The sequence below is a fragment of the Streptomyces albus subsp. chlorinus genome, from assembly GCF_013302895.1.
In the GTDB taxonomy this organism is placed as follows: Bacteria; Actinomycetota; Actinomycetes; order Streptomycetales; family Streptomycetaceae; genus Streptomyces; species Streptomyces chlorinus.
This window is the reverse complement of record NZ_VJOK01000001.1, coordinates 5,908,792-5,927,399: the sequence shown is the minus strand read 5'-3', so window position 1 is coordinate 5,927,399 and position 18,608 is coordinate 5,908,792. Positions and strand designations below refer to the sequence as shown.

The window sequence follows — 18,608 nt, the reverse complement described above, 5'->3', positions numbered from 1 at the left end:
GTACGTGACCGGTCCGGTGCGTCATCGGTCCGGCGTCCTGGCGAGCGTGCGCAGGAGCACTGCGGCGGCGAGTTGGAGGGCGGCGACCGCGAGGACGAGGGCACGGGGCGGCAGGGCGGAGAGGGTACCCACGAGGGCGGCACCGGCCGCGGCGGCCGTCAGCTTGAGTCCGGCGCCGAGGGTGAAGACCTGGGTGCGGACGGACTCGGGCGCGTGGTCCGCGCGGATGCGCAGGGTCGCGGTGAGCAGTGGCCCGTCACCCAGCCCGGCGACGGCGAACAGGACGACAGCCGCCCCGAACGCGGGCATCACCGCCGCTGCCGCCAGCGCGCACCCCGTCGTCAGCAGACCGCCCAGCGCGAGCCGCCCCGGTTCCGGTGCCCCGCGCCACCGGGCGGCCCCGAGCGACCCGGCCAGCCCGCCCACCGCGAACGCCGCCAGGAGCACCCCGCCTCCCTCGGCGTTCCCCTGTTCCACGGCGAGGAGTACGGCGACGACGGGGAGCCCGCCGAGTCCGAGGAAGGCGACACAGGTGGCCAGGGTGACGGCCCGCAGTTGCGGCACCCGCCCCAACGCCCGTACCCCGGCGGCGAGCCGGTGGCGGAAGGGGAGGGGCGGCCCGGAAACGGGTGCGGAAGCCGGTGTGGGGGCCGGCGCACCTGTCGCGGCGGGAGTGGTCGCGGGTCCGCGTGCGGGCGTGGGTGTGGGCGCGGGGGCGGACATGGGTGCGGGGGCGGACGTGGGTGCGGGGGCCGGAAGGAGCAGGGTCGCGGTCAGCGCTGCACCGGCCGCGGAGGCCGCCAGAAGCGCTGTGGCCAGGCCGGGAGAGGTGGCCGCCGCGGTGGCGGTGACGGCGGCCGGGGCCAGGACGGCGGCCGCGTTGTAGGTGGTGGCGTCCAGGGCGTAGGCGCGGGTGCGCGCGGGGCCCTCGGGGACGAGGCCGGCGACCAGGCTGGAGAGGCTCCCGGTGACGACGGGTCCGGCGCTGCCGCCGAGCAGCGCGGCGGCCAGGACGAGCGGCGTCGCGGCGCGGCCCACGGTCAGTCCGAGCACCGCGATGGCCGCCGCGAAGGCGGTCAGCGCGCAGCCGTGGAAGAGGCGCCGGTGGCGGGCGCGTTCGGCCAGGTCACCCACCAGTGGGGCCGCCAGGGCGTGCGGTGCCAGCCAGGCGGTGAGGACGAAGGCGCCCGGTGCGGGGCTGCCCGTGCGCGCCAGCGCCAGCAGGGCGAGCGCCACGCCCACCCCCTCGTCCGCCAGCCGCGCCAGGAAGGCCGTCGTCAGGTAGGCCCTCATCACCGTCCCTCCCGTCCGGCTCCCCGTCGGGCGTGCCGTCGTAACGCCTTATCCATATAATGCGTTACGTGAAGGAGGACGCACAGCCCCCAGGGGGGTTCCGGCCCGGTGAGCGGCTGATCGAGCTGGCGAACGCCGTACGGGACGATCCCGCGCTGTCCCGGGACGGGCTGGCCGCCGTACTGGCGCGGCACGGGGAGACCGAACGGGACCTGGCGAGCCTCACCGCCGCGGAGGCGGAGGCCCTGCGGAGTGCCGTCGTCGAACTGACCGACCGCGTACTTGCCGAGAGCGACACCGACCGGGCGGCCGGCGCGCTCAACGCGCTGCTGGAGCGCTGCGGCGCCCGCCCCCGGCTGAGCAGGCACGACGGCCACGCCTGGCATCTGCACGTGGACCGGGGCGACGACGCGGGCTGGGCCGACTGGTTCACGGCGGGCAGCGCGCTGGCCCTCGCCCGGCTGCTGAGCGAGCGCGGCGGTGTGGCCTGGGGCGTGTGCGCGGCCCCCGGCTGCCGCCGGCTCTATCTGGGCGGCGGCCCGGGAGCCGCACGGCGGTACTGCTCCCGGGCCTGCGCCACCCGCGCACGGGTCGCCGCCCACCGGCGCCGCCGTGCCGCACGGGAAGATCCCTGACGGGATCGGGGGGCGGCCGAGGACGGCCGAGGGACGCCGGGGGCCGAAGGCGGCCGTTCAGGGCAGCACCGCGATGCCGTCCAGTTCGATGCGGGCGTCCTCGTCCCACAGCCGTACCGCGCCGATGACCGCCATCGCCGGATAGTCGCGACCCGCCAGCTCCCGCCAGATCCGGCCGAGTTCGGGGGCGTGGTGGCGGTAGGCGGCGACATCGGTGGTGTAGACGGTGACACGCGCGAGGTCGGCCGGGGTGCCGCCGCAGTCGGTGAGGGCGGCCAGCAGATTGCCCAGGGCGAGGCGGAACTGACCGGGCAGCGTGTCCGCCGCCACCCGGCCCGCACCGTCCAGCGCCGTCTGCCCCGCGAGGAAGACCAGCCGGGAGCCGGCGGCGGCCGTCACCGCGTGCGAGAAGCCGCGCGGCGGGGAGAGCGCGGGCGGGTTGACGCGCCGCAGACGGCACCCGCTCACGGGAGCGCCGCCGTTGGGACGGGAGCCCTGCGAGCGGGCGTCTTGCGGACGAGCGCCCTGGGGACAGGTGCCTTGGGGACAGGTGCTGTCAGAACGGGAGGCGTCCGGACAGGTGCTGTCAGAACGGGAGTCGTCCGGACAGGTGCTGTCAGAACGGGAGTCGTCCGGACCGGAGTCGGCGGGACGGGAGGTTCGCGGACGGGGGCCGCCTGGCCGGGAGTCATCATGCGGCGGGTCCTCAGAGGGCGGGCCGTCGGGGGCGGAGGGTGTCATGCGGTGCTGCTCCCCTTCGTGCTGGGCGGGGGCGGTGTCCGCACGGCGGCCCGCTCCTCGTGGAGCTGCTTGAACAGCTCTCTCGCGATGAGCGACCGCTGCACTTCGCTCGCTCCCTCGTAGATGCGCGGCGCGCGCACCTCCCTGTAGAGGTGTTCGAGGAGATGCCCCCGGCGGAGGGCCGCCGCGCCGTGGATCTGGACGGCGGCGTCCACCACGTACTGCGCGGTCTCGGTGGCCAGCAGCTTGGCCATCGCGGCGCGGCGCGGGAGGTCGCGGCCCGTGCCGCCGCTGCCGTCGTACGCGCAGGCCGCCGCGTACACCAGCAGCCGCGCGGCCTCCGTACGGGTGGCCATCTCCGCCAACTGGTGGGAGACGGACTGGAGGTCGCGCAGGACGCCGCCGAAGGCGGGCCGCTCGGCGGCATGGGCGAGGGAGGCGTCCAGCGCCGCCTGCGCCATGCCGACGGCGAACGCCCCCACGCTGGGCCGGAAGAGGTTGAGGGTGCGCATGGCCACGCCGAAGCCGTGTCCGGGCTCGCCGAGCAGGTCGTCGCCGGTGACGGGTACGCCGTCGAAGGTGAGGGTTCCCAGGGCGTGCGGCGCGAGCATGTCGAGCGGTTCCCCGCTCAGGCCGGGGCGGTCGGCGGGGACGAGGAAGGCGGTGACGCCGCGCGGGCCGGGGTCCGGACCGGTGCGGGCGAACACGGTGTAGAAGTCGGCCCAGGGCGCGTTGGAGATCCACGTCTTGGTCCCGGTCAGCCGCCAGCGCCGGGCTCCGCCGCCGGCCTCCGGTTCGGCGCGCAGCGCGAGGGCGGCGGCGTCGCTGCCCGCTCCCGGCTCGCTCAGCGCGAAGGCCGCCACCGCGCGTCCGGCCGCGGCCTCGGGCAGCCAGCGGGCGCGCTGCCGCTCGGTACCGGCGTCCGCGACGGGCCCGGCGCCGAGCCCCTGGAGGGCGAGGGCGGTCTCGGCCTCCGGACAGGAGTAGGCCAACGACTCGCGCAGGAGGCACAGTTCGAGCGCACTCGTGCGCGGGGCGGGACGAGTGCGGCGGTCGGTCCCGTCCGGGGCGCCGGTGCGGACGGGGCGGTCCGGGTCGTTGTGGTCGTCCGGGCGGCGGGGGCGGCCTTGCTCGTCGGGGCGGCGGGAGCGGTCCGGGTGCGGGTCGGGGCGGTCCAAGCGATCCGGGTGCGGGTCGGGGCGGTCCGGGTGCGGGTCGGGGACCGCACGGGCGAGCAGGGCCCAGCTTGCCCAGCGCGCGCAGCAGGGGCCGGTTGACGCGTCCGGGCTCGCCCGACTCCGCGAGCGGGCGCAGCCGTTCGGCCCCCAGCGTCCGCAACCGGGCGCACCATTCCCGCTGTCCGGGGGTGAGCGCGAACGCCGGTTCCGGGGGCGGGGCGGCCGGCGGGGGCGAGGAGGTTCCCGGGGGTGAGGACGTCCACGGGGGTGGCGAGGTCCGCGGGGACGGTGGCGGCTTCGGTGCGGTGGCGGACATGGCGTCTCCCCTCGGCGCGGGCCGCGCACGGATCCGGTCCGCGGCGCGGACCGCGCTGTCCGGCGTGCTCCTGGAGTCGGTCTCGGCCTCTTGTCTATCGCGGACCATTGACTGCCGTCACCATGACGATACGCTCAACGCCACTCGCCACACCGGCGCCGCGACCGGTGCCGCACCGGCACCGCCGTCCTCCCATGCCGCCCGCGAGGGGGTAGACCGGTCATGAGCCCGACTCCATCCGCGTCATCGACTCCGTCGGCACACGGCGGCACCGCACACGTGGACACCTTCGCCCGGGACCACCTTCCGCCCCCGGACCAGTGGCCCGACATCCTCCTGGACGATCCCGCCCTGCACTACCCCCCGCGCCTCAACTGCGGCGTGGAACTCGTGGACCGCACGGCCGAACGGCTGGGCCCGGACCGCCCGGCCTTCCACTTCGGCGGCGTGCCCTCCACCACCGGTGCGCCGTCGCCGCGCGGCCTGTGGACCTACGGGCAACTGCGCTCCCAGGTGGACCGGCTGGCCCACGTCCTGCGGGACGAGATGGGTGTCGTCCCCGGCAACCGGGTCCTCCTGCGCGGGCCCACCAGCCCCCAGCTGGCCGCCTGCTGGCTCGCGGTGATGAAGGCGGGTGCCGTCGCGGTGACGGTGCTGGCGGCGCAGCGGGCCCGCGAACTGGCCGCCATCTGCCGCATCGCGCGGGTCTCCCACGCCCTGTGCGACGTCCGCTCGGCCGGCGAACTGGCCAGGGCCCGGGTGCCCGGACTGCGCACCGGGCTGTTCGGCGCGGGCGGCACGTCCGATGTGCTGCGGGTGGCCGAGGGCAAGCCGGACCGGTTCGCGGCGGTGCCGACGGCGGCGGACGACGTGGCGCTGATCGCGTTCACCTCGGGCACCACCGGAGCGCCCAAGGGCTGTGCGCACTTCCACCGCGACGTGCTGGCCGTCGCCGACACCTTCGCGGCCCGCGTGCTGCGCCCGCGCCGGGACGACGTGTTCGCGGGCACCCCGCCGCTGGGCTTCACCTTCGGCCTCGGCGGACTGGTGGTCTTCCCGCTGCGCGCGGGCGCCTCCGCGCTGCTGGAGCAGTGGAGCGGAGCGGAGCGGACCCTGGAGGTGATCGGCACCCACCGCGTCTCGGTGCTGTTCACGGCGCCCACCGCCTACCGGGCCATGCTGGCGCGGCTGGAGGACACCTCCTGCGACCTGTCGTCGCTGCGCCGCTGCGTCTCGGCCGGCGAGCACCTGCCCGCCGCGACCTGGCGGGCCTGGTTCGCGCGGACGGGGCTGCGGATCATCGACGGCATCGGCGCCACCGAGATGCTCCACATCTTCCTCTCCGCACCGGACGAGGCGGTCCGGCCCGGCCGCACCGGCGTGCCGGTCCCGGGCTACGAGGCGCGGATCGTCGCCGAGGACGACGCGGGGAGGCTGGTGCCGGTCCCGGACGGCACCCCGGGACTGCTGGCCGTCCGGGGCCCGGTCGGCTGCCGCTACCTGGCGGACGAGCGGCAGCGTGTCTACGTGCGCGAGGGCTGGAACCTGACCGGGGATACCTATGTGCGGGACGAGGAGGGCTACTTCCGTTACGTCGCACGCGCCGACGACATGATCGTCTCCGCGGGCTGCAACATCGCCGGTCCCGAGGTCGAGGAGGTGCTGCTGCGCCACCCGGACGTGGCGGAGGCGGCCGTGGTGGGCCGCCCCGACGAGCGGCGGGGCCAGGTGGTGGTGGCCCATGTGGTCCCGGCGCCAGGAGTGGCGGGGGGCGAGGAGTTGGGCGAGCGGCTGCGGAGGTTCGTCCGCGCCGAACTGGCCCCGTACAAGTGTCCGCGCGAGGTCGTCTTCGCGACCGCCCTGCCCCGCACCCCCACCGGCAAGCTCCAGCGCCACCGGCTGCGGGAGTCGTACGGATCACAGGCGGAATCCCCCCGGGCACGCCCCGAGGCGGATCTAGAGTGACGCACGTGGTACAGAACGCGTCGTCGCAGCTCGCCCGGGTCGTCGGGACCTCGGGGAGCCCGCAGCCCAGGTCCTCCCCCGGCTCCCTCATCCTCACCTTCTACGGCGCCTACGGGCGCGACGTGGAGGCCGCAGGCACCGTCCCCGTCGCGGCCCTCATCCGGCTGCTGAAGACCGTGGGGGTGGACGCCCCGTCGGTGCGCTCGGCCGTCTCCCGGCTCAAGCGGCGCGGGCTGCTGACCGCCGACCGGCCCGGGAGCAAGGTGGCCGCCTACCGCCCCTCGCCCGCCGCCGCGCAGCTCCTCGCGGACGGGGACCGGCGCATCTACACCCGCCCCGAGCCGGACGGCAGCTGGCTGCTGGCCGTCTTCTCCGTTCCCGAGAGCGAACGCGACCGGCGGCACGTGCTGCGGTCGCGGCTGAGCCGGCTCGGCTTCGGCAACGCCGCTCCCGGCGTCTGGATCGCCCCCTCCCATCTGGAGGAGGAGACCCGGCACACCCTGGACCGGCTCGGACTGGCCCCCTACGTCGACCTCTTCCGGGGCGAGCACACCGGGTTCGCCCCGACCGCGCGGACGGTGGCCCGCTGGTGGGACCTGGACGAACTCGCCGAACGGCACCGCGCTTTCCTGGCCGCGCACGATCCGGTGCTGCGCCGCTGGACGCGGCGGACCAGCACCCCGCCCGAGGCCGCCTACCGCGACTACCTGCCGGCCCTGGACGCCTGGCGCCGCCTCCCCTACGCGGATCCCGGGCTGCCGCCGGCTCTGCTGCCCAAGCGGTGGCCCGGCGAACGCGCGGCCAAGGTCTTCTTCGCCCTGCACGAGAGACTGCGCGACGCGGGGTTCGCCTATGTGCGCGAGGAGTGCACGCGCGCGCTGGGCCGGTGACGTCCCAGGCCGCGGCGGCTCAGCGGCGCCCGCGCTCCCGGTCCGCTCCCTCCCCGTCCGCTCCCTCGCCGGGGGTGCCGGCGGAGCGGTCCGGGGGCGGCTCGTCCCACCAGCGGTCGTCGGGCTCGCGGCGGTTGCCGATGATCGCGGCGAACGGCGGGATGACCATGGCCACCGCGCACATCCCGATGGCCGCGGGCACCGACCACAGCCGCACGAACGCCCAGGCGCTGACGAACAGCACCAGGCAGACCGCCATCAGCGCGAAGTACCGCCGCCGCCTGCGTGCGTACATGGTTCACCGTCCCGCCTTCCGTGCGGACACACTTCCACGGTACGGCGGACCGGGCGGCGCGTCAGGCGGGGCGGAGGGCGGGGCGGCACCTGCCCGGGGGCGCACCTGCCCGGGGGCACCTGGCCGGGGGGGCACCTGGCCGGGCGACGTACCGGGGCCCCGCATACCGGGTCGTCGCATACCGGGTGGTCGGCCCGTGCCGCGCCTGCGCCCCGGCCCCGTCCTCCGGCGGGGCCGGCCCGCGCCCGGTCAGAGGGCGAGGCGGGGCTTGGGCGCGTCCGTGCGGCCGGCCGGCGGCCGGCGGCTGCCCGCCCGGTACGGCTCGGGCCACGGTGCGCCCGGCCCCTCGTACCCCTGCTCGGCCGCCGCGTGCAGCGTCCAGTGCGGGTCGTACAGGTGCGGCCGGGCCAGGGCGCACAGGTCGGCGCGGCCGGCCAGCACGAGCGAGTTCACGTCGTCCCAGGAGGAGACGGCGCCGACCGCGATGACGGGGACGCCCAGGGCGTTGCGGATGCGATCGGCGTAGGGCGTCTGGTAGGAGCGGCCGACGTCGGGCCGCTCGTGGGCGACGACCTGGCCGGTGGACACGTCGAGGGCGTCCGCGCCGTGCTCGGCGAAGGCGGCGGCGATCCGCACCGCGTCCTCCCCGGTGGTGCCGCCCTCGGCCCAGTCGGTGGCCGATATCCGTACGGTCATGGGGCGCTCGGCGGGCCACGCCTCGCGTACCGCGTCGAAGACTTCGAGGGGGTAGCGCAGCCGGGCGGTCAGCGAGCCGCCGTAGGCGTCGGTGCGCCGGTTGGTCAGCGGGGAGAGGAACCCCGAGAGCAGATAGCCGTGGGCGCAGTGCAGCTCCAGCAGGTCGAAGCCCGCGCGGGCGGCACGGCGCGCGGCCTCGGTGAACTGGTCCCGGATCGCGGCCAGCTGCACCCGCGTCAGCTCGTGCGGTACCTGGCTGACCCCGGGGCGGTAGGGCAGCGGCGAGGCCGCGACCAGCGGCCAGTTCCCCTCCGGCAGCGGGTCGTCGATCCCCTCCCACATCAGCCTGGTGGACCCCTTGCGGCCGGAGTGGCCCAGCTGGAGGCCGATCGCGGCCGTCGGCGACTGGGCGTGCACGAACGCGGTGACGCGGCGCCACGCCGCCTCCTGCACGTCGTTCCACAGCCCCGCGCAGCCGGGCGTGATGCGGCCCCGCGCCGAGACGCACACCATCTCCGTCATGGTCAGCCCGGCGCCGCCCAGTGCCCGCGCGCCCAGGTGGACGAGGTGGAAGTCGCCGGGCACGCCGTCCCGCGACCTGTACATGTCCATCGGGGAGACCACGACCCGGTTGCGCAGCGTCAGCCGGCGCAGCCGGAAGGGGGTGAACATCGGCGGCGTACCGCCGGGTATCCCCGCCTCCCGCTCGGTCGCCGCGACGAAGCCCGGATCGCGCAGCCGCAGGTTGCCGTGGGTGACCCGGCGGCTGCGGGTCAGCAGATTGAAGGCGAACCGGTAGGGCGGCTGCCGGGTGTACCCGGCCAGCTCCTCGAACCAGGTCAGGCTCGCCCGCGCGGCCCGCTGGGTGGACTGGACGACGGGCCGCCGCTCCGCCTCGTACGCCTCCAGCGCACCGGGCACATCGGGCTGTTCGCGCAGGCACGCGGCGAGCGCGAGGGCGTCCTCGACGGCCAGCTTGGTGCCGGAGCCGATGGAGAAGTGCGCCGTGTGCGCGGCGTCTCCGAGCAGGACGACGCGACCGTGGGACCAGCGCGCGGTGGCGACCGTACGGAAAGCGGTCCACTGCGAGTTGTTGCCGCGCAGCGGACGGCCGCCCAGCGTCTCGTGGAAGAGCCCGGCGCACCACCGCGCGCAGGCCCTCTCGTCCATCCGGTCCAGCCCGGCGGCCCGCCACACCTCTTCGCGGGCCTCGACGACGGCGGTCGAGGCGCGGGGTGCGTACGGGTAGGCGTGCAACTGGAAGAGGCCGTGCCGGCTCTCGGCGATCTCGAACCGGAAGGCGTCCAGCGCGAAGTCGGCGGCCAGCCAGATGTAGCGGCACCGGTGGGCGGTGACGGTGGGGCGGAAGACCTCGGCGTGCGCGGTGCGGGTGGCGCTGTGCACACCGTCCGCGGCGACGACGAGATCGTGGTGGCGGGCCAGCCGGGCGGCGGGCGGCGCCTCGGTGCGGAACACCAGCCGCACGCCCAGCTCCCGGCACCTGGCGTGCAGTACGGACAGCAGGGTGCGGCGGCTCACGGCGGCGAACCCGTGGCCCGTGGAGCGCAGGGTGCGGCCCCGGTGGACGACGTCGATGGCGTCCCAGCGCACCATGTGCCGGCGGAGGGTCCCGTAGACGTCCGGGTCGGCGTTCTCGATGCCGCCGACGGTCTCGTCGGAGAGGACCACGCCGAATCCGAAGGTGTCCTCGGGCGCGTTCCGTTCGAAGACGGTGACCTCGCGGGCCGGGTCCAGCCGCTTGAGCAGCGCGGCGGCGTAGAGCCCCCCGGGACCGCCCCCGATGACGGCGACCCGCAGCGGCGCCCGGCCACCGGACGGCCCTCGGCCACCGGACGGCACGCTGCCGCCGGCCGACACCCCGCCGCTCACCGGCGCCCCTCCCCCCGCCGGTGCCTCACCGGCCCCGCCAGACGGGAGGCCGTTTCCCGGTGAAGGCGGCGTGGAACTCCTTGTAGTCCTCGCCGTGCATCAGCAACGCCTGGGTGGCGGCGTCCAGTTCGACAGCGCCGGACAGCGGGAGGTCCAGCTCCGCGGTGAGCAGCGCCTTGGTCTGCGCGTGGGCGAGCGCGGGGCCGTCCGCGAGTCGTACGGCCAGGTCCCGCGCGGCCCGCGCGGCCCGCCCCTCGTCCACCAACTGGCTGATCAGCCCGATGCGTTCGGCCTCGGCAGCGCGCACCGGCTCCCCCAGCATCAGGATGCGGGTGGCGTGGCCGAGCCCGACCACGCGCGGCAGCAGGTAGGCGGCGCCCATGTCGCCGCCGGAGAGACCGACCTTCGTGAAGAGGAAGGCGAACCGCGCCGTCGGGTCGGCCACCCGGAAGTCCGCCGCGAGCGCCAGCACCGCGCCCGCGCCCGCGGCGGCCCCGTGCACCGCGGCGACCACGGGGAAGGGCGCCTCCCGCAGGGCCCGCACCACCTGTCCCGTCATCCGGTTGAAGTCGAGGAGCCGTCCGGTGTCCATCCCGAGCGTGGCGCCGATGATCTCCTCCACGTCCCCGCCCGAGCAGAAGCCGCGCCCCTCCCCCGCGAGCACGAGGGCTCGGGGGCGGTCGCGGTGGGAGAGTTCGGCGAGCAGGTCGCGCAGGTCGGCGTACGCCTCGAACGTCAGCGCGTTCAGCTTCGCCGGGCGCGCGAGCGTGACGGTGGTGACCCCGCCCTCCTCGCGCACCTCCAGATGCCGCCATCGCGGAGTGCGCGGCGCGGATCCGGTGAACGGGCTCATGCGGGCCTCCGTCGCTCCGTCGGCGTTCCGCCCGCCCAGGACTCGCGGGCCGTCCCGCGCCGAACGTATCACTCCTTCGTGACCGCCGTCACGAGTGCGCGATGGACGGTGGGCAGGACGGGACGCGCCGTGCGGCCCGGTGCGGGGGTGCGCGCGTACGGACGCGGCGGGAGGCGCGTACGGGTGGGGCAGGGGGTGCGTGCACGGGCCGGGCGGCCTTCCCCGCCGAGGGGGCGCACCGCCCTCACCCGATCGGGCGAAGGCGGTGCTGGGGGAACGGTTCGCCACCCGGCGGCCTCCCTACGGTCGCGCACATGGGAGCGCCACAACGCAGCAGGGACACAGCCGGGTTCGACGGCCGGCTCCGGCAGGCCGCGCGGGCGCCGGTCGTCAGCGCGCTGCGCCTGTCGGCCTTCCGCTCGCTGTACGCGCGTACCGTCCCGGTCGGCGCCGTCACCGTGGTGACCGGACCGAGCGGCAGCGGCAAGTCCTCCGTCCTGGCCGCCTGCGAGGCCCTCGCCCGGCTCGGTGGCGGCGAGGCGCTCGAGGACGTGTTCGCGGACCGGGCGGGCGGCCACTCGCCGTACGTACCGCAGCGCGCGCGGCCCGACCCGCAGGGGCGGCGCGGGTTCCGCCTCGGCTGCGTGGTCGACGGCCCGGAGGGGACGCTGAGCTTCGACGTGGCCGTCCAGGCGGTGCCGGAACTGCGCGTGGTGGGCGAGCGGCTGGAGCGTCCGGGCGGCGGCACCCTGCTGACGACCGCGCTGCGGGACCCCTCCCGGCGCGTGCTGGAGGCCACCTGCCAGGCAGGCGGGGCGGCACGCGTGCTGCGCTCCCCCTTCCCCGACGACCGGCTCACGCTGCCCCTGCTGCCCCTGCGGGTGGCGGGGATCACCGAGGAGGAGCGGCTGCTGCTGGACGCCGCGGAACAGGTCGTCGTGGCGCTGCGTTCGGTCTTCGCCTGCGACCCCGACCCCGGTCTGATGCGCCGGCCGGTCGCCGTACGGGACGGACTGCTGCGCGGGGACTGCGCGAACCTCGCCGACGTGCTGCGGCGCACCCGGGCGGAGTGCTCGACCCGGCACGCGGCACTGCTCGCCGCGCTGCGGGAGGGCTGCGCGGGCCCGGTCCTCCAACTGCGGGCCCAGGAGAGCGCGGGCGGTCTGGTGCGGGGCCTGCTGGAGCGGGACGCCACCGGCGCGGCCACCCCGCTGGAGTGGCTGGGGGACGGAGAGCTGCGGTTCGCGGCGCTGGCACTGGTGCTGCTGACGGGACCCGGCGTGCTGTCGGTGGACACGGTGCACGAGGTGCCCGCCGCACGGCAGACGCTGACCGTGCTGGCGGACGGACTCGACCGGGGCCTGGACGGGCGGCAGACGGCCCAGTTGCTCACCTTGGCGCGCCGGATGGGCGAGCGGGGCCACGTCCGGCTGCTGGCGACCGGTTCGGCCGGCGGTCCGCTGGCCCGGGAGGCGTCGCGGGCGGCCGGGGTGCGCCTGGTAGACCTGGGAGCGTGAACGAGACGCACGACACCGGTCGCCACCGCACGCCCCCCACCGCCGAGGGACCCCACGACGCCGGAACCCCGGACACCGACGCCGGAACCCCGGACACCGGCGCCGGGGCCCGGGACACCGGCGCCGGGGCCCGGGACACCGGCGCCGGGACCCCGAACGCCGGCGGCGGAACCCCGCTGACCGTCGCCGGACTCCAGCGGCGGCTGGCGCGGTTCGCGGCCGAACGGGACTGGGGGCAGTACCACACCCCGAAGAACCTGGCGGCCGCGCTCAGCGTCGAGGCGTCCGAACTGGTGGAGATCTTCCAGTGGTTGACCCCCGAGCAGTCAGCCCGTGTGATGGCCGACGCGCAGACCGCCGGGCGGGTCGAGGACGAGGTCGCGGATGTCCTCGCCTACCTCCTCCAGTTCTGCCATGTGGTGGGGGTCGATCCCCTCTCCGCACTGGAAGCGAAGATCGAGAGGAACGAAACGCGTTTCCCGAAGCCCGGAACCGGTCACTCTATGGAGTGACGGAGTTCTCCTGACGAACCTTTTTATCCATAAATTCCCGAAACCCCCTGGCGGAGCTGGCCATTGACAGTCACGCTGGGTAGCGACGAGTAAGGGGGAAACCGATGGACGCAGTACGGCTGATCGCCGCTACCCGGCAAGCGCTCGCGCTCAGCGCGGACGTGGCCGACATCGTGACGGAGGCCTGGCAGGCCCAGGCGCTCGCCGTGGCGGTGGGCAGCCATCTCGCGGTCAGCGGGCCTCCGGCGGTGCGGTCCGAGGCCCTGGGCCTGAGCGAGGTGGGGGCCCGGGCGACCGGGTCCCGGCACCTCACGGCGCCGCGCGCCGGAGGAATGCGCGCCGCGCAGCTGTCGGCGATCGACGATCCCCGGCGCACGCTGGACGACCTGGGCGCGCTGCTGGGCGAGGCGGGGGTCGCCCTGGTGGGCGTCGCGGTGACCGCCGAGGACGAGGCACTGTACTGGCAGTGCATGGAGGCCATCGACGCGGCGGACGAGTCAGGCGACCGGGTCGCCGCGATCCTGCGGACCCTGTCGATGCGCGAACGCGGCAGCCTGGCCTAGCCGGCAGGCCAGGCGGCCCGCCCCGCGCGGGCCGGCGGCGGCGCACACGTGTTGCCCGTCGGCCGTGACCGCTACCGCCGACGGCCGCGCACCGCCGGAGTGGCGGCGGGCAGCTTCCGCCGCTCACGCCGTTTCGGGGCGCGCGGTGGTGAAGCGGGGGCGTGCGGGAGCGCACGTACCTCGCGCGGCATCCGACCGTGCCAGCATGACCGGTCCAAGCAGCGTTCGAGCAGCGGTCGGCCCTGTCCACGACGTTCATGGTGTCCATGACATCCGTTGCGTCGCCCACCTCCACCACGCCACCCTCGTCCCCCGCACTCCCGGCCCACGTCCGCCCCGCGCACCGCGCCGGGCCCCGGGGCCGCCGCCCCCCGGCACCCACCATCCGCGCCCGCCCCGACCACCCGCTGCCGCGAGCACCACCACCGCGCCTCCCCCTCCCCCGGCACACCGGCCCCGCGCCCGTGGCGGCCGTGCGGGCACGGAGGAGCACGCGGGCCCGCCCGAACGAGGCGCAGCCGCGCGGTCGCAGGGGACATGAGCACCCACGCGGCGCGCACGAGACATGGAGGGACGGCGAGCACACGTGACGCTGGTCGTGACATTCACCGGCAGGACCCCGCTGGGTACGGCGGGCACCGGCCTGCCGCACCAGATCTGGTCGTACTCCGTGCAACCGGGCTTCGGGAGCGAACTACGCCTCGGGCAGCGGGTCGCGCTGGCACTCCCGGCGGACGCCGACGTACGCGATCCCCGGCTGTTCCCCGGCGTTCCGGCGCTGGAGGGCATGTTCCTCGAACCCGACGGCGGCCTCAGCCGCGTCCACGCGGGGCGGGTGATCACCACCCCGGGCCCGCAGACCCTCGCGGTCGTCGCCCCGCCCGCCCAGCAGGCCCGCGAACTGTTCCTGGTGACCCGCTCGGGCTCGGCGCCGTGGACGGTGACGCCCTTCGCCACGGCACCCGGCGAGGACGCGGCGAACACGCAGACCCTGCCCGCCCCCGCGCCGGTGCCCCGGGTGCCGCACGGCCGGCCGGTCACCGACTTCGGCGGGACGCTGCCGTACGCCAGCGAGCTGTTCGGCGTCTACCAGCCGCTGCCCGGTTGGCTCGGCTACTCGGCGGGCAGCCGCCTCGCCGTGGCGGCGGGCGGCGCACGGCCCTCGCGGGAGCTGTTCACCGGCGAGGCGGCGCGCGCCCTGGACGCGGCCGGACTCGCGGGGCTCGCCGGCCTCCTCGGTTCCGCCGGTCTGCCGGGACTCGCGGCACCGCCCGGTCTCGCGGCCCTCGCGGCCACGTCCGGGCCCGACGGCGGTCCCGCCCCGCTCGCGCTGCCGCAGCCGCCCACCGAGGGCATCCTCAGCCCGGTCGGCCTGGTGGACCTCTTCCGCGAGTACTTCTTCGAGTTCGACACGTTCCTCGGCGCGCCCGTCGGCCATCTGTGGCTCAGCCCCGGCGGCACCGTCGAGGTGGTGGAGACCGCCACCCGGCGCACCCTCGTCGAGCGCACGGCCGAGCAGTCGGAGGAGAGCGTCAGCCGTGCGGAGGAGAACCTGACCGACCAGACCGATGTCGCGGACGCGGTCAAGGAGGACAACGCCAACGAGACCTCCCTCGGGGTCACCGCCAACGCCGGGGCCAGCTACGTCGGCATCGTGCACGGCGACGTGAGCACCAGCTACAGCACCAAGAACACCACCAACAAGTCCTCCGAGGTCACCCACAAACACAGCAGGACGCAGAGCACCAAGGTCAGCAGCGAGATCCACCGCAACTTCAAGACGACCTTCAAGACGGTGACGGAGACCACCGACACCTCCAGCCGCCGCTACGTCGTGCAGAACACCACCGACCGGCTCGTCAACTACGAGCTGCGCCGCAAGATGCGCAAGGTCGGCGTCCAAGTGCAGCACATCGGCACGCAGATGAGCTGGCAGGTCTTCGTCGGGGACCCGGGGCGCGGCCTCGGTCTCGGGGAGCTGCTGCACGTGGTGGAGGCGCCCGACCTGACGTCGCTGAAGAAGCCGGTGCCGCCGGAGCCGCTGGGCCTCACCCAGACCACCTACACCGACATCTACCCCGTGCAGCAGCACCCCGACAGCCGCAACGGGCCGCACCTGTCCGAGGACTGGACGCTGCAGCAGGGTTTCGACCGGCTCTGGCACGGCCACTCCGACGAGTACCTGGTCGCGCACTTCGACTACACACCGGTGGCGCCCGGCCCCGGGTACACCCTCAGCACGAAGGTGGAGAAGCCGGTCCGGCTGAAGGAGGCGAAGGCGGGCAACGGCAGCGGCACCAAGTTCCTCGCGGACTACGAGGTCGTCGACCACCGCTCGGGCCAGTTCCGGGTCAACTGCAAGCTCGTCAACTTCGCGAACAGCAACTACGTCAGCCTCACCTTCCTCGTCTACTGGGACCCTCCCGCCGAGAACCCGGCCCAGGACGCCTACGAGCGCGAGCTGGCCGAGTACCGCAAGGAGGTGGCCAAGCTCCAGCGCACCGCGTACACCAGGGCCGTGCGGGAGCGGGTCGAGCTGGTGAGCAAGGTGCGCAGGCGCCCGGCGGAGGAACTGCGCAAGGAGGAGCGGCAGTCCGTCTTCGCGAACCTGATCAGCCAGCTCGACCTCTTCCACGGCAGCAGCCCGCACCTCGGCTCCGAGCTGATCCGGCAGATGTTCGACGTCGACCGCATGCTGTACTTCGTCGCGCCGGACTTCTGGCGGCCCGGCGCCGCCTCCACGGCGGGCGAGCGCTCCCGGGGGCGGGTGCCCGTGGCGCCCTACGAGTGGGACCGCATCGACTCAGATCCGCTCGCCGGGGCGACGGTGCCCAGCCACTACTCGCACACCGCGGCCAACAATCCGCCGGAGGCCGCCCACCCGGTGAACCTCCGCAAGCCGGAGTGGCGCATCAACTACCCGCTCACCGAGAACGCCCAGACCGCGCCGATGGGCAGCTCGCTGGGCTGGCTGATCCAGGCCGACGGCGACGAGCGGCGCAACGAGTTCCTCAACTCCGCCTGGGTCAAGGCGGTCCTGCCCATCAGGCCCGGTCACGAGGTGGCGGCGCTCGGCTGGCTGATGGGCGCCCATGTCGAGGGCGAGGCCGCGCTGGGCAAGCCGTACACCTGGCAGACCGGCGACCCGGATGCCTACCGGGGCAAGACCATCGGGGAGGTCCTGGAGCTGCGCGCGCGGGAACTCCAGGAGAAGAACACCGATGTGGCCAACACCCTGCGGTCCGAGAGGGTCTTCGAGACCGGGTTCGACCCGCTGGACGGCGGCTTCCGCCCGGCCGAGCCGTACCAGGTCTTCGACCAGTGGGTGGAGGTGCTGCCCACCGACCAGGTGGTCGCGGTCGAGGTGGAGTACGACCCCAGGACCGGGCAGCAGCGGTGAGGCTGCACCTCTCCTGGGCCGACCAGCCGCACTTCCTGCTCAAGGACACGGTCGCGCAGATCCATCTGGACCCGCCCTTCCCCGAGTGGTGGGCGAGCGGCACGGGAAGGAGCGTGCCGCCCGTCTCGCGCACCCCGACCGGGGCCGTCTTCGAGGTCCCCGCGGGCACGCCGATGCGGCTGGAGGTGCGGGTCACGCCCTCGGCGGGGCGCCTCACCGGCCCCGTCGGCCTGGAGGTCGTCCAACTGCTGCGGCTCACCGGGCAGGGCGCCCCCGTGTACGACGGCCACGCCGTGGGCCGCACGGTCGTGGGGCTCCAGCCGACCAACGCCGGGCAGGACGTGGTGCCGGGGCGGAAGCCCGTCGTGGTCCCGGAGGGCGGCCCGGCCCAGGTCTTCACCGGGCCCCACCCGCTCCTCACCGCGGGGCCCCGCCCGGCGTCGCTGCGCGTCGCCGCGGACTTCGTCGACATCACCGGCCTGTGGTGGGACCTGCACCACCGGCCGACGCTCCGCGGGAACCTGCCGCGTTCGGACCCCGCCTTCAGCCAGTGGCAGTTCAACTCCTGGTATCTGGACCCGGAGTGCGCGGGGGAGCCGACCCGGTTGCGGGTACTGGCGAGCACCTGGGGCGTGCCCTTGCTCTGGTTCGCTGCCCTGCCGCCCACCGCCATGGCCCCGCTCCCAGCACACACCCGGATCGGCGGCGCGGTCTTCTTCCGGCCCGTCAACAGCGCGTACCCCTACGCGTCCGGGAGCGAGAAGGGGCTCACCGACCCGTTGCACGGGCTGGCGGGCATGGACCACCTGGCCCACTATCTGCTCCAGGGGCGCAACCGGAAACAGGCCCCGCGCATCAAGTACTACACCCCGTACGACACCCTGCTCCTGGACCACCTGCGCAGGCTGAAGGAGGACGGGAGGACGCCGGGTCGGCCGAGCGAGCGGATGAGGGGCCTGCCCGTCGCCCTGGAGCACCAGCTGGCGCGCTCCGCCGCCCGGCTGAGGGAAGCCGACGACTCCGAGCAGCGGGTGCTGTTCCTGCCCTGGCCCGCGGCGCGGGGCATCGACGGCGCCTACGACAACGCGATGCGCGCGGGGCTGGCCGGCCACATCACCCAGGCCCTGGCGCTGCTGTGGTCGAGCGGCGCGCTGGGCGGGCGTGGCCAGCCGCTGTCCCTGCGGGGAATCACCCCCCTCGCTTTCCGCGGCGGCCCGGCCGAACCCCTCCGGGTGGACCCGCTGCTGTGGATCGCCGGCTACAGCCGGGGCGGGGAGGCCGCCGACAAGGCCGTGGGGAACAACGCGACCGGTGTCGCCCGGCTGATCTCGGTCGACGACGGCCGTATCGACCGTTACCGGGACGGCCTCGTGCGGGCCGCCACGTCGGCGGCCCGCACGGGGCGGCGGCTGCGGGCGTTCGTGGTCAAGTCGCCGGCGACGGGCCCGGTGCCCCAGGCCCTCCTCGACGCGCTGACCCGCGCGGGGGCGGACGTCACGCTGCTGCCCAGGGGCGACTATGACGCCTTCTGGGCGCGTCCTCTCCAAGGGTCCCCCTGGCAGCGCTATGTCCTCGCGGACTGGGACGACCAGAACGAGGTGTCCGAGGACATGGCCGAGGAGGCCCGCACGGCGGCGCGGGACAAGACCTACGAGAACCAGTACGACGCGATGCGGCACATGCTGGCCGTGGTCGGCGGCCAGGTCTTCGACACCGAGCCGCAGAATCCCGGCAGCGTGGGCTTCCTGGAGGAGTGCTTCGGCCCCTGACCGCCGGGCCGCGCGCCCCGCCCCCTGCCCGTCCCGGTGAAGGGCCGGTGGAGGGGGGCCGGGCCCACTGGCGAGGGCCACTGGCGAGGGGAGCC

At 75.2% G+C, this 18,608-nt stretch carries 14 protein-coding genes and 1 pseudogene; 8 read left to right on the top strand and 7 right to left on the bottom strand.

Features of this window, described 5'->3' with window-relative positions; all coding sequences use genetic code 11:
* Positions 1–21: 21 nt before the first annotated feature.
* A complete protein-coding gene (locus FM076_RS25730) occupies positions 22–1,293 on the bottom strand; it encodes an MFS transporter (RefSeq protein WP_173873286.1) in 1,272 nt (423 codons plus the stop codon).
* A 68-nt stretch (positions 1,294–1,361) separates the two neighbouring features.
* On the opposite strand from FM076_RS25730, the gene FM076_RS25725 reads away from it, so the two are divergent.
* The gene (locus tag FM076_RS25725) at positions 1,362–1,928 is read left to right on the top strand and encodes a CGNR zinc finger domain-containing protein (protein WP_428815019.1); all 567 of its coding nucleotides are present in this window, start codon (positions 1,362–1,364) and stop codon (positions 1,926–1,928) included.
* Positions 1,929–1,985: 57 nt separating this feature from the next.
* Here FM076_RS25725 and FM076_RS25720 read toward each other — a convergent pair whose 3' ends face one another.
* From FM076_RS25720 to FM076_RS35380, 3 genes and pseudogenes are all read right to left on the bottom strand, one after another.
* Complete coding sequence (locus FM076_RS25720; protein WP_345945226.1) at positions 1,986–2,396, bottom strand: RidA family protein; 411 nt, start codon at positions 2,394–2,396, stop codon at positions 1,986–1,988.
* Positions 2,397–2,665: 269 nt separating this feature from the next.
* Positions 2,666–3,847: an acyl-CoA dehydrogenase family protein gene (locus FM076_RS25715; RefSeq protein WP_173873284.1), complete on the bottom strand. Its 1,182-nt coding sequence runs from the start codon at positions 3,845–3,847 to the stop codon at positions 2,666–2,668.
* Between the two features lie 42 nt (positions 3,848–3,889).
* Positions 3,890–4,007: pseudogene (locus FM076_RS35380) on the bottom strand (acyl-CoA dehydrogenase); the annotation flags it as partial.
* Positions 4,008–4,385: 378 nt separating this feature from the next.
* On the opposite strand from FM076_RS35380, the gene FM076_RS25710 reads away from it, so the two are divergent.
* Positions 4,386–6,128 (top strand): AMP-binding protein, encoded by a 1,743-nt coding sequence (locus FM076_RS25710; RefSeq protein ID WP_173873283.1) that lies wholly within the window; start codon positions 4,386–4,388, stop codon positions 6,126–6,128.
* Between the two features lie 5 nt (positions 6,129–6,133).
* Positions 6,134–7,018 carry a PaaX family transcriptional regulator C-terminal domain-containing protein gene (locus FM076_RS25705; RefSeq protein ID WP_173873282.1) on the top strand — a complete coding sequence of 295 codons (885 nt, stop codon included), beginning with the start codon at positions 6,134–6,136 and terminating at the stop codon, positions 7,016–7,018.
* A 19-nt stretch (positions 7,019–7,037) separates the two neighbouring features.
* Here FM076_RS25705 and FM076_RS25700 read toward each other — a convergent pair whose 3' ends face one another.
* The 3 genes from FM076_RS25700 to FM076_RS25690 all read right to left on the bottom strand — a co-directional run bounded on the left by FM076_RS25700 (position 7,038) and on the right by FM076_RS25690 (position 10,752).
* A complete protein-coding gene (locus tag FM076_RS25700) occupies positions 7,038–7,313 on the bottom strand; it encodes a DUF3099 domain-containing protein (RefSeq protein WP_243274637.1) in 276 nt (91 codons plus the stop codon).
* Between the two features lie 249 nt (positions 7,314–7,562).
* Positions 7,563–9,869, bottom strand: a complete 2,307-nt coding sequence (locus FM076_RS25695) for a bifunctional salicylyl-CoA 5-hydroxylase/oxidoreductase (protein ID WP_345945445.1) — start codon at positions 9,867–9,869, stop codon at positions 7,563–7,565.
* Between the two features lie 55 nt (positions 9,870–9,924).
* Positions 9,925–10,752 carry an enoyl-CoA hydratase family protein gene (locus FM076_RS25690; RefSeq protein ID WP_173873281.1) on the bottom strand — a complete coding sequence of 276 codons (828 nt, stop codon included), beginning with the start codon at positions 10,750–10,752 and terminating at the stop codon, positions 9,925–9,927.
* A 314-nt stretch (positions 10,753–11,066) separates the two neighbouring features.
* On the opposite strand from FM076_RS25690, the gene FM076_RS25685 reads away from it, so the two are divergent.
* From FM076_RS25685 to FM076_RS25665, 5 genes are all read left to right on the top strand, one after another.
* Positions 11,067–12,269 (top strand): AAA family ATPase, encoded by a 1,203-nt coding sequence (locus tag FM076_RS25685; RefSeq protein WP_173873280.1) that lies wholly within the window; start codon positions 11,067–11,069, stop codon positions 12,267–12,269.
* Positions 12,270–12,445: 176 nt separating this feature from the next.
* A complete protein-coding gene (locus tag FM076_RS25680; protein ID WP_173875008.1) occupies positions 12,446–12,781 on the top strand; it encodes a nucleotide pyrophosphohydrolase in 336 nt (111 codons plus the stop codon).
* 104 nt (positions 12,782–12,885) lie between these two features.
* Positions 12,886–13,344, top strand: coding sequence for a DUF6099 family protein (locus FM076_RS25675; protein ID WP_173873279.1), 459 nt, complete (start codon positions 12,886–12,888; stop codon positions 13,342–13,344).
* Positions 13,345–13,930: 586 nt separating this feature from the next.
* Positions 13,931–16,744: a hypothetical protein gene (locus FM076_RS25670; RefSeq protein WP_173873278.1), complete on the top strand. Its 2,814-nt coding sequence runs from the start codon at positions 13,931–13,933 to the stop codon at positions 16,742–16,744.
* Positions 16,741–18,513, top strand: coding sequence for a hypothetical protein (locus FM076_RS25665; RefSeq protein WP_173873277.1), 1,773 nt, complete (start codon positions 16,741–16,743; stop codon positions 18,511–18,513). Before FM076_RS25670 ends, FM076_RS25665 begins: the two co-directional genes overlap by 4 nt.
* Positions 18,514–18,608 lie beyond the last annotated feature (95 nt).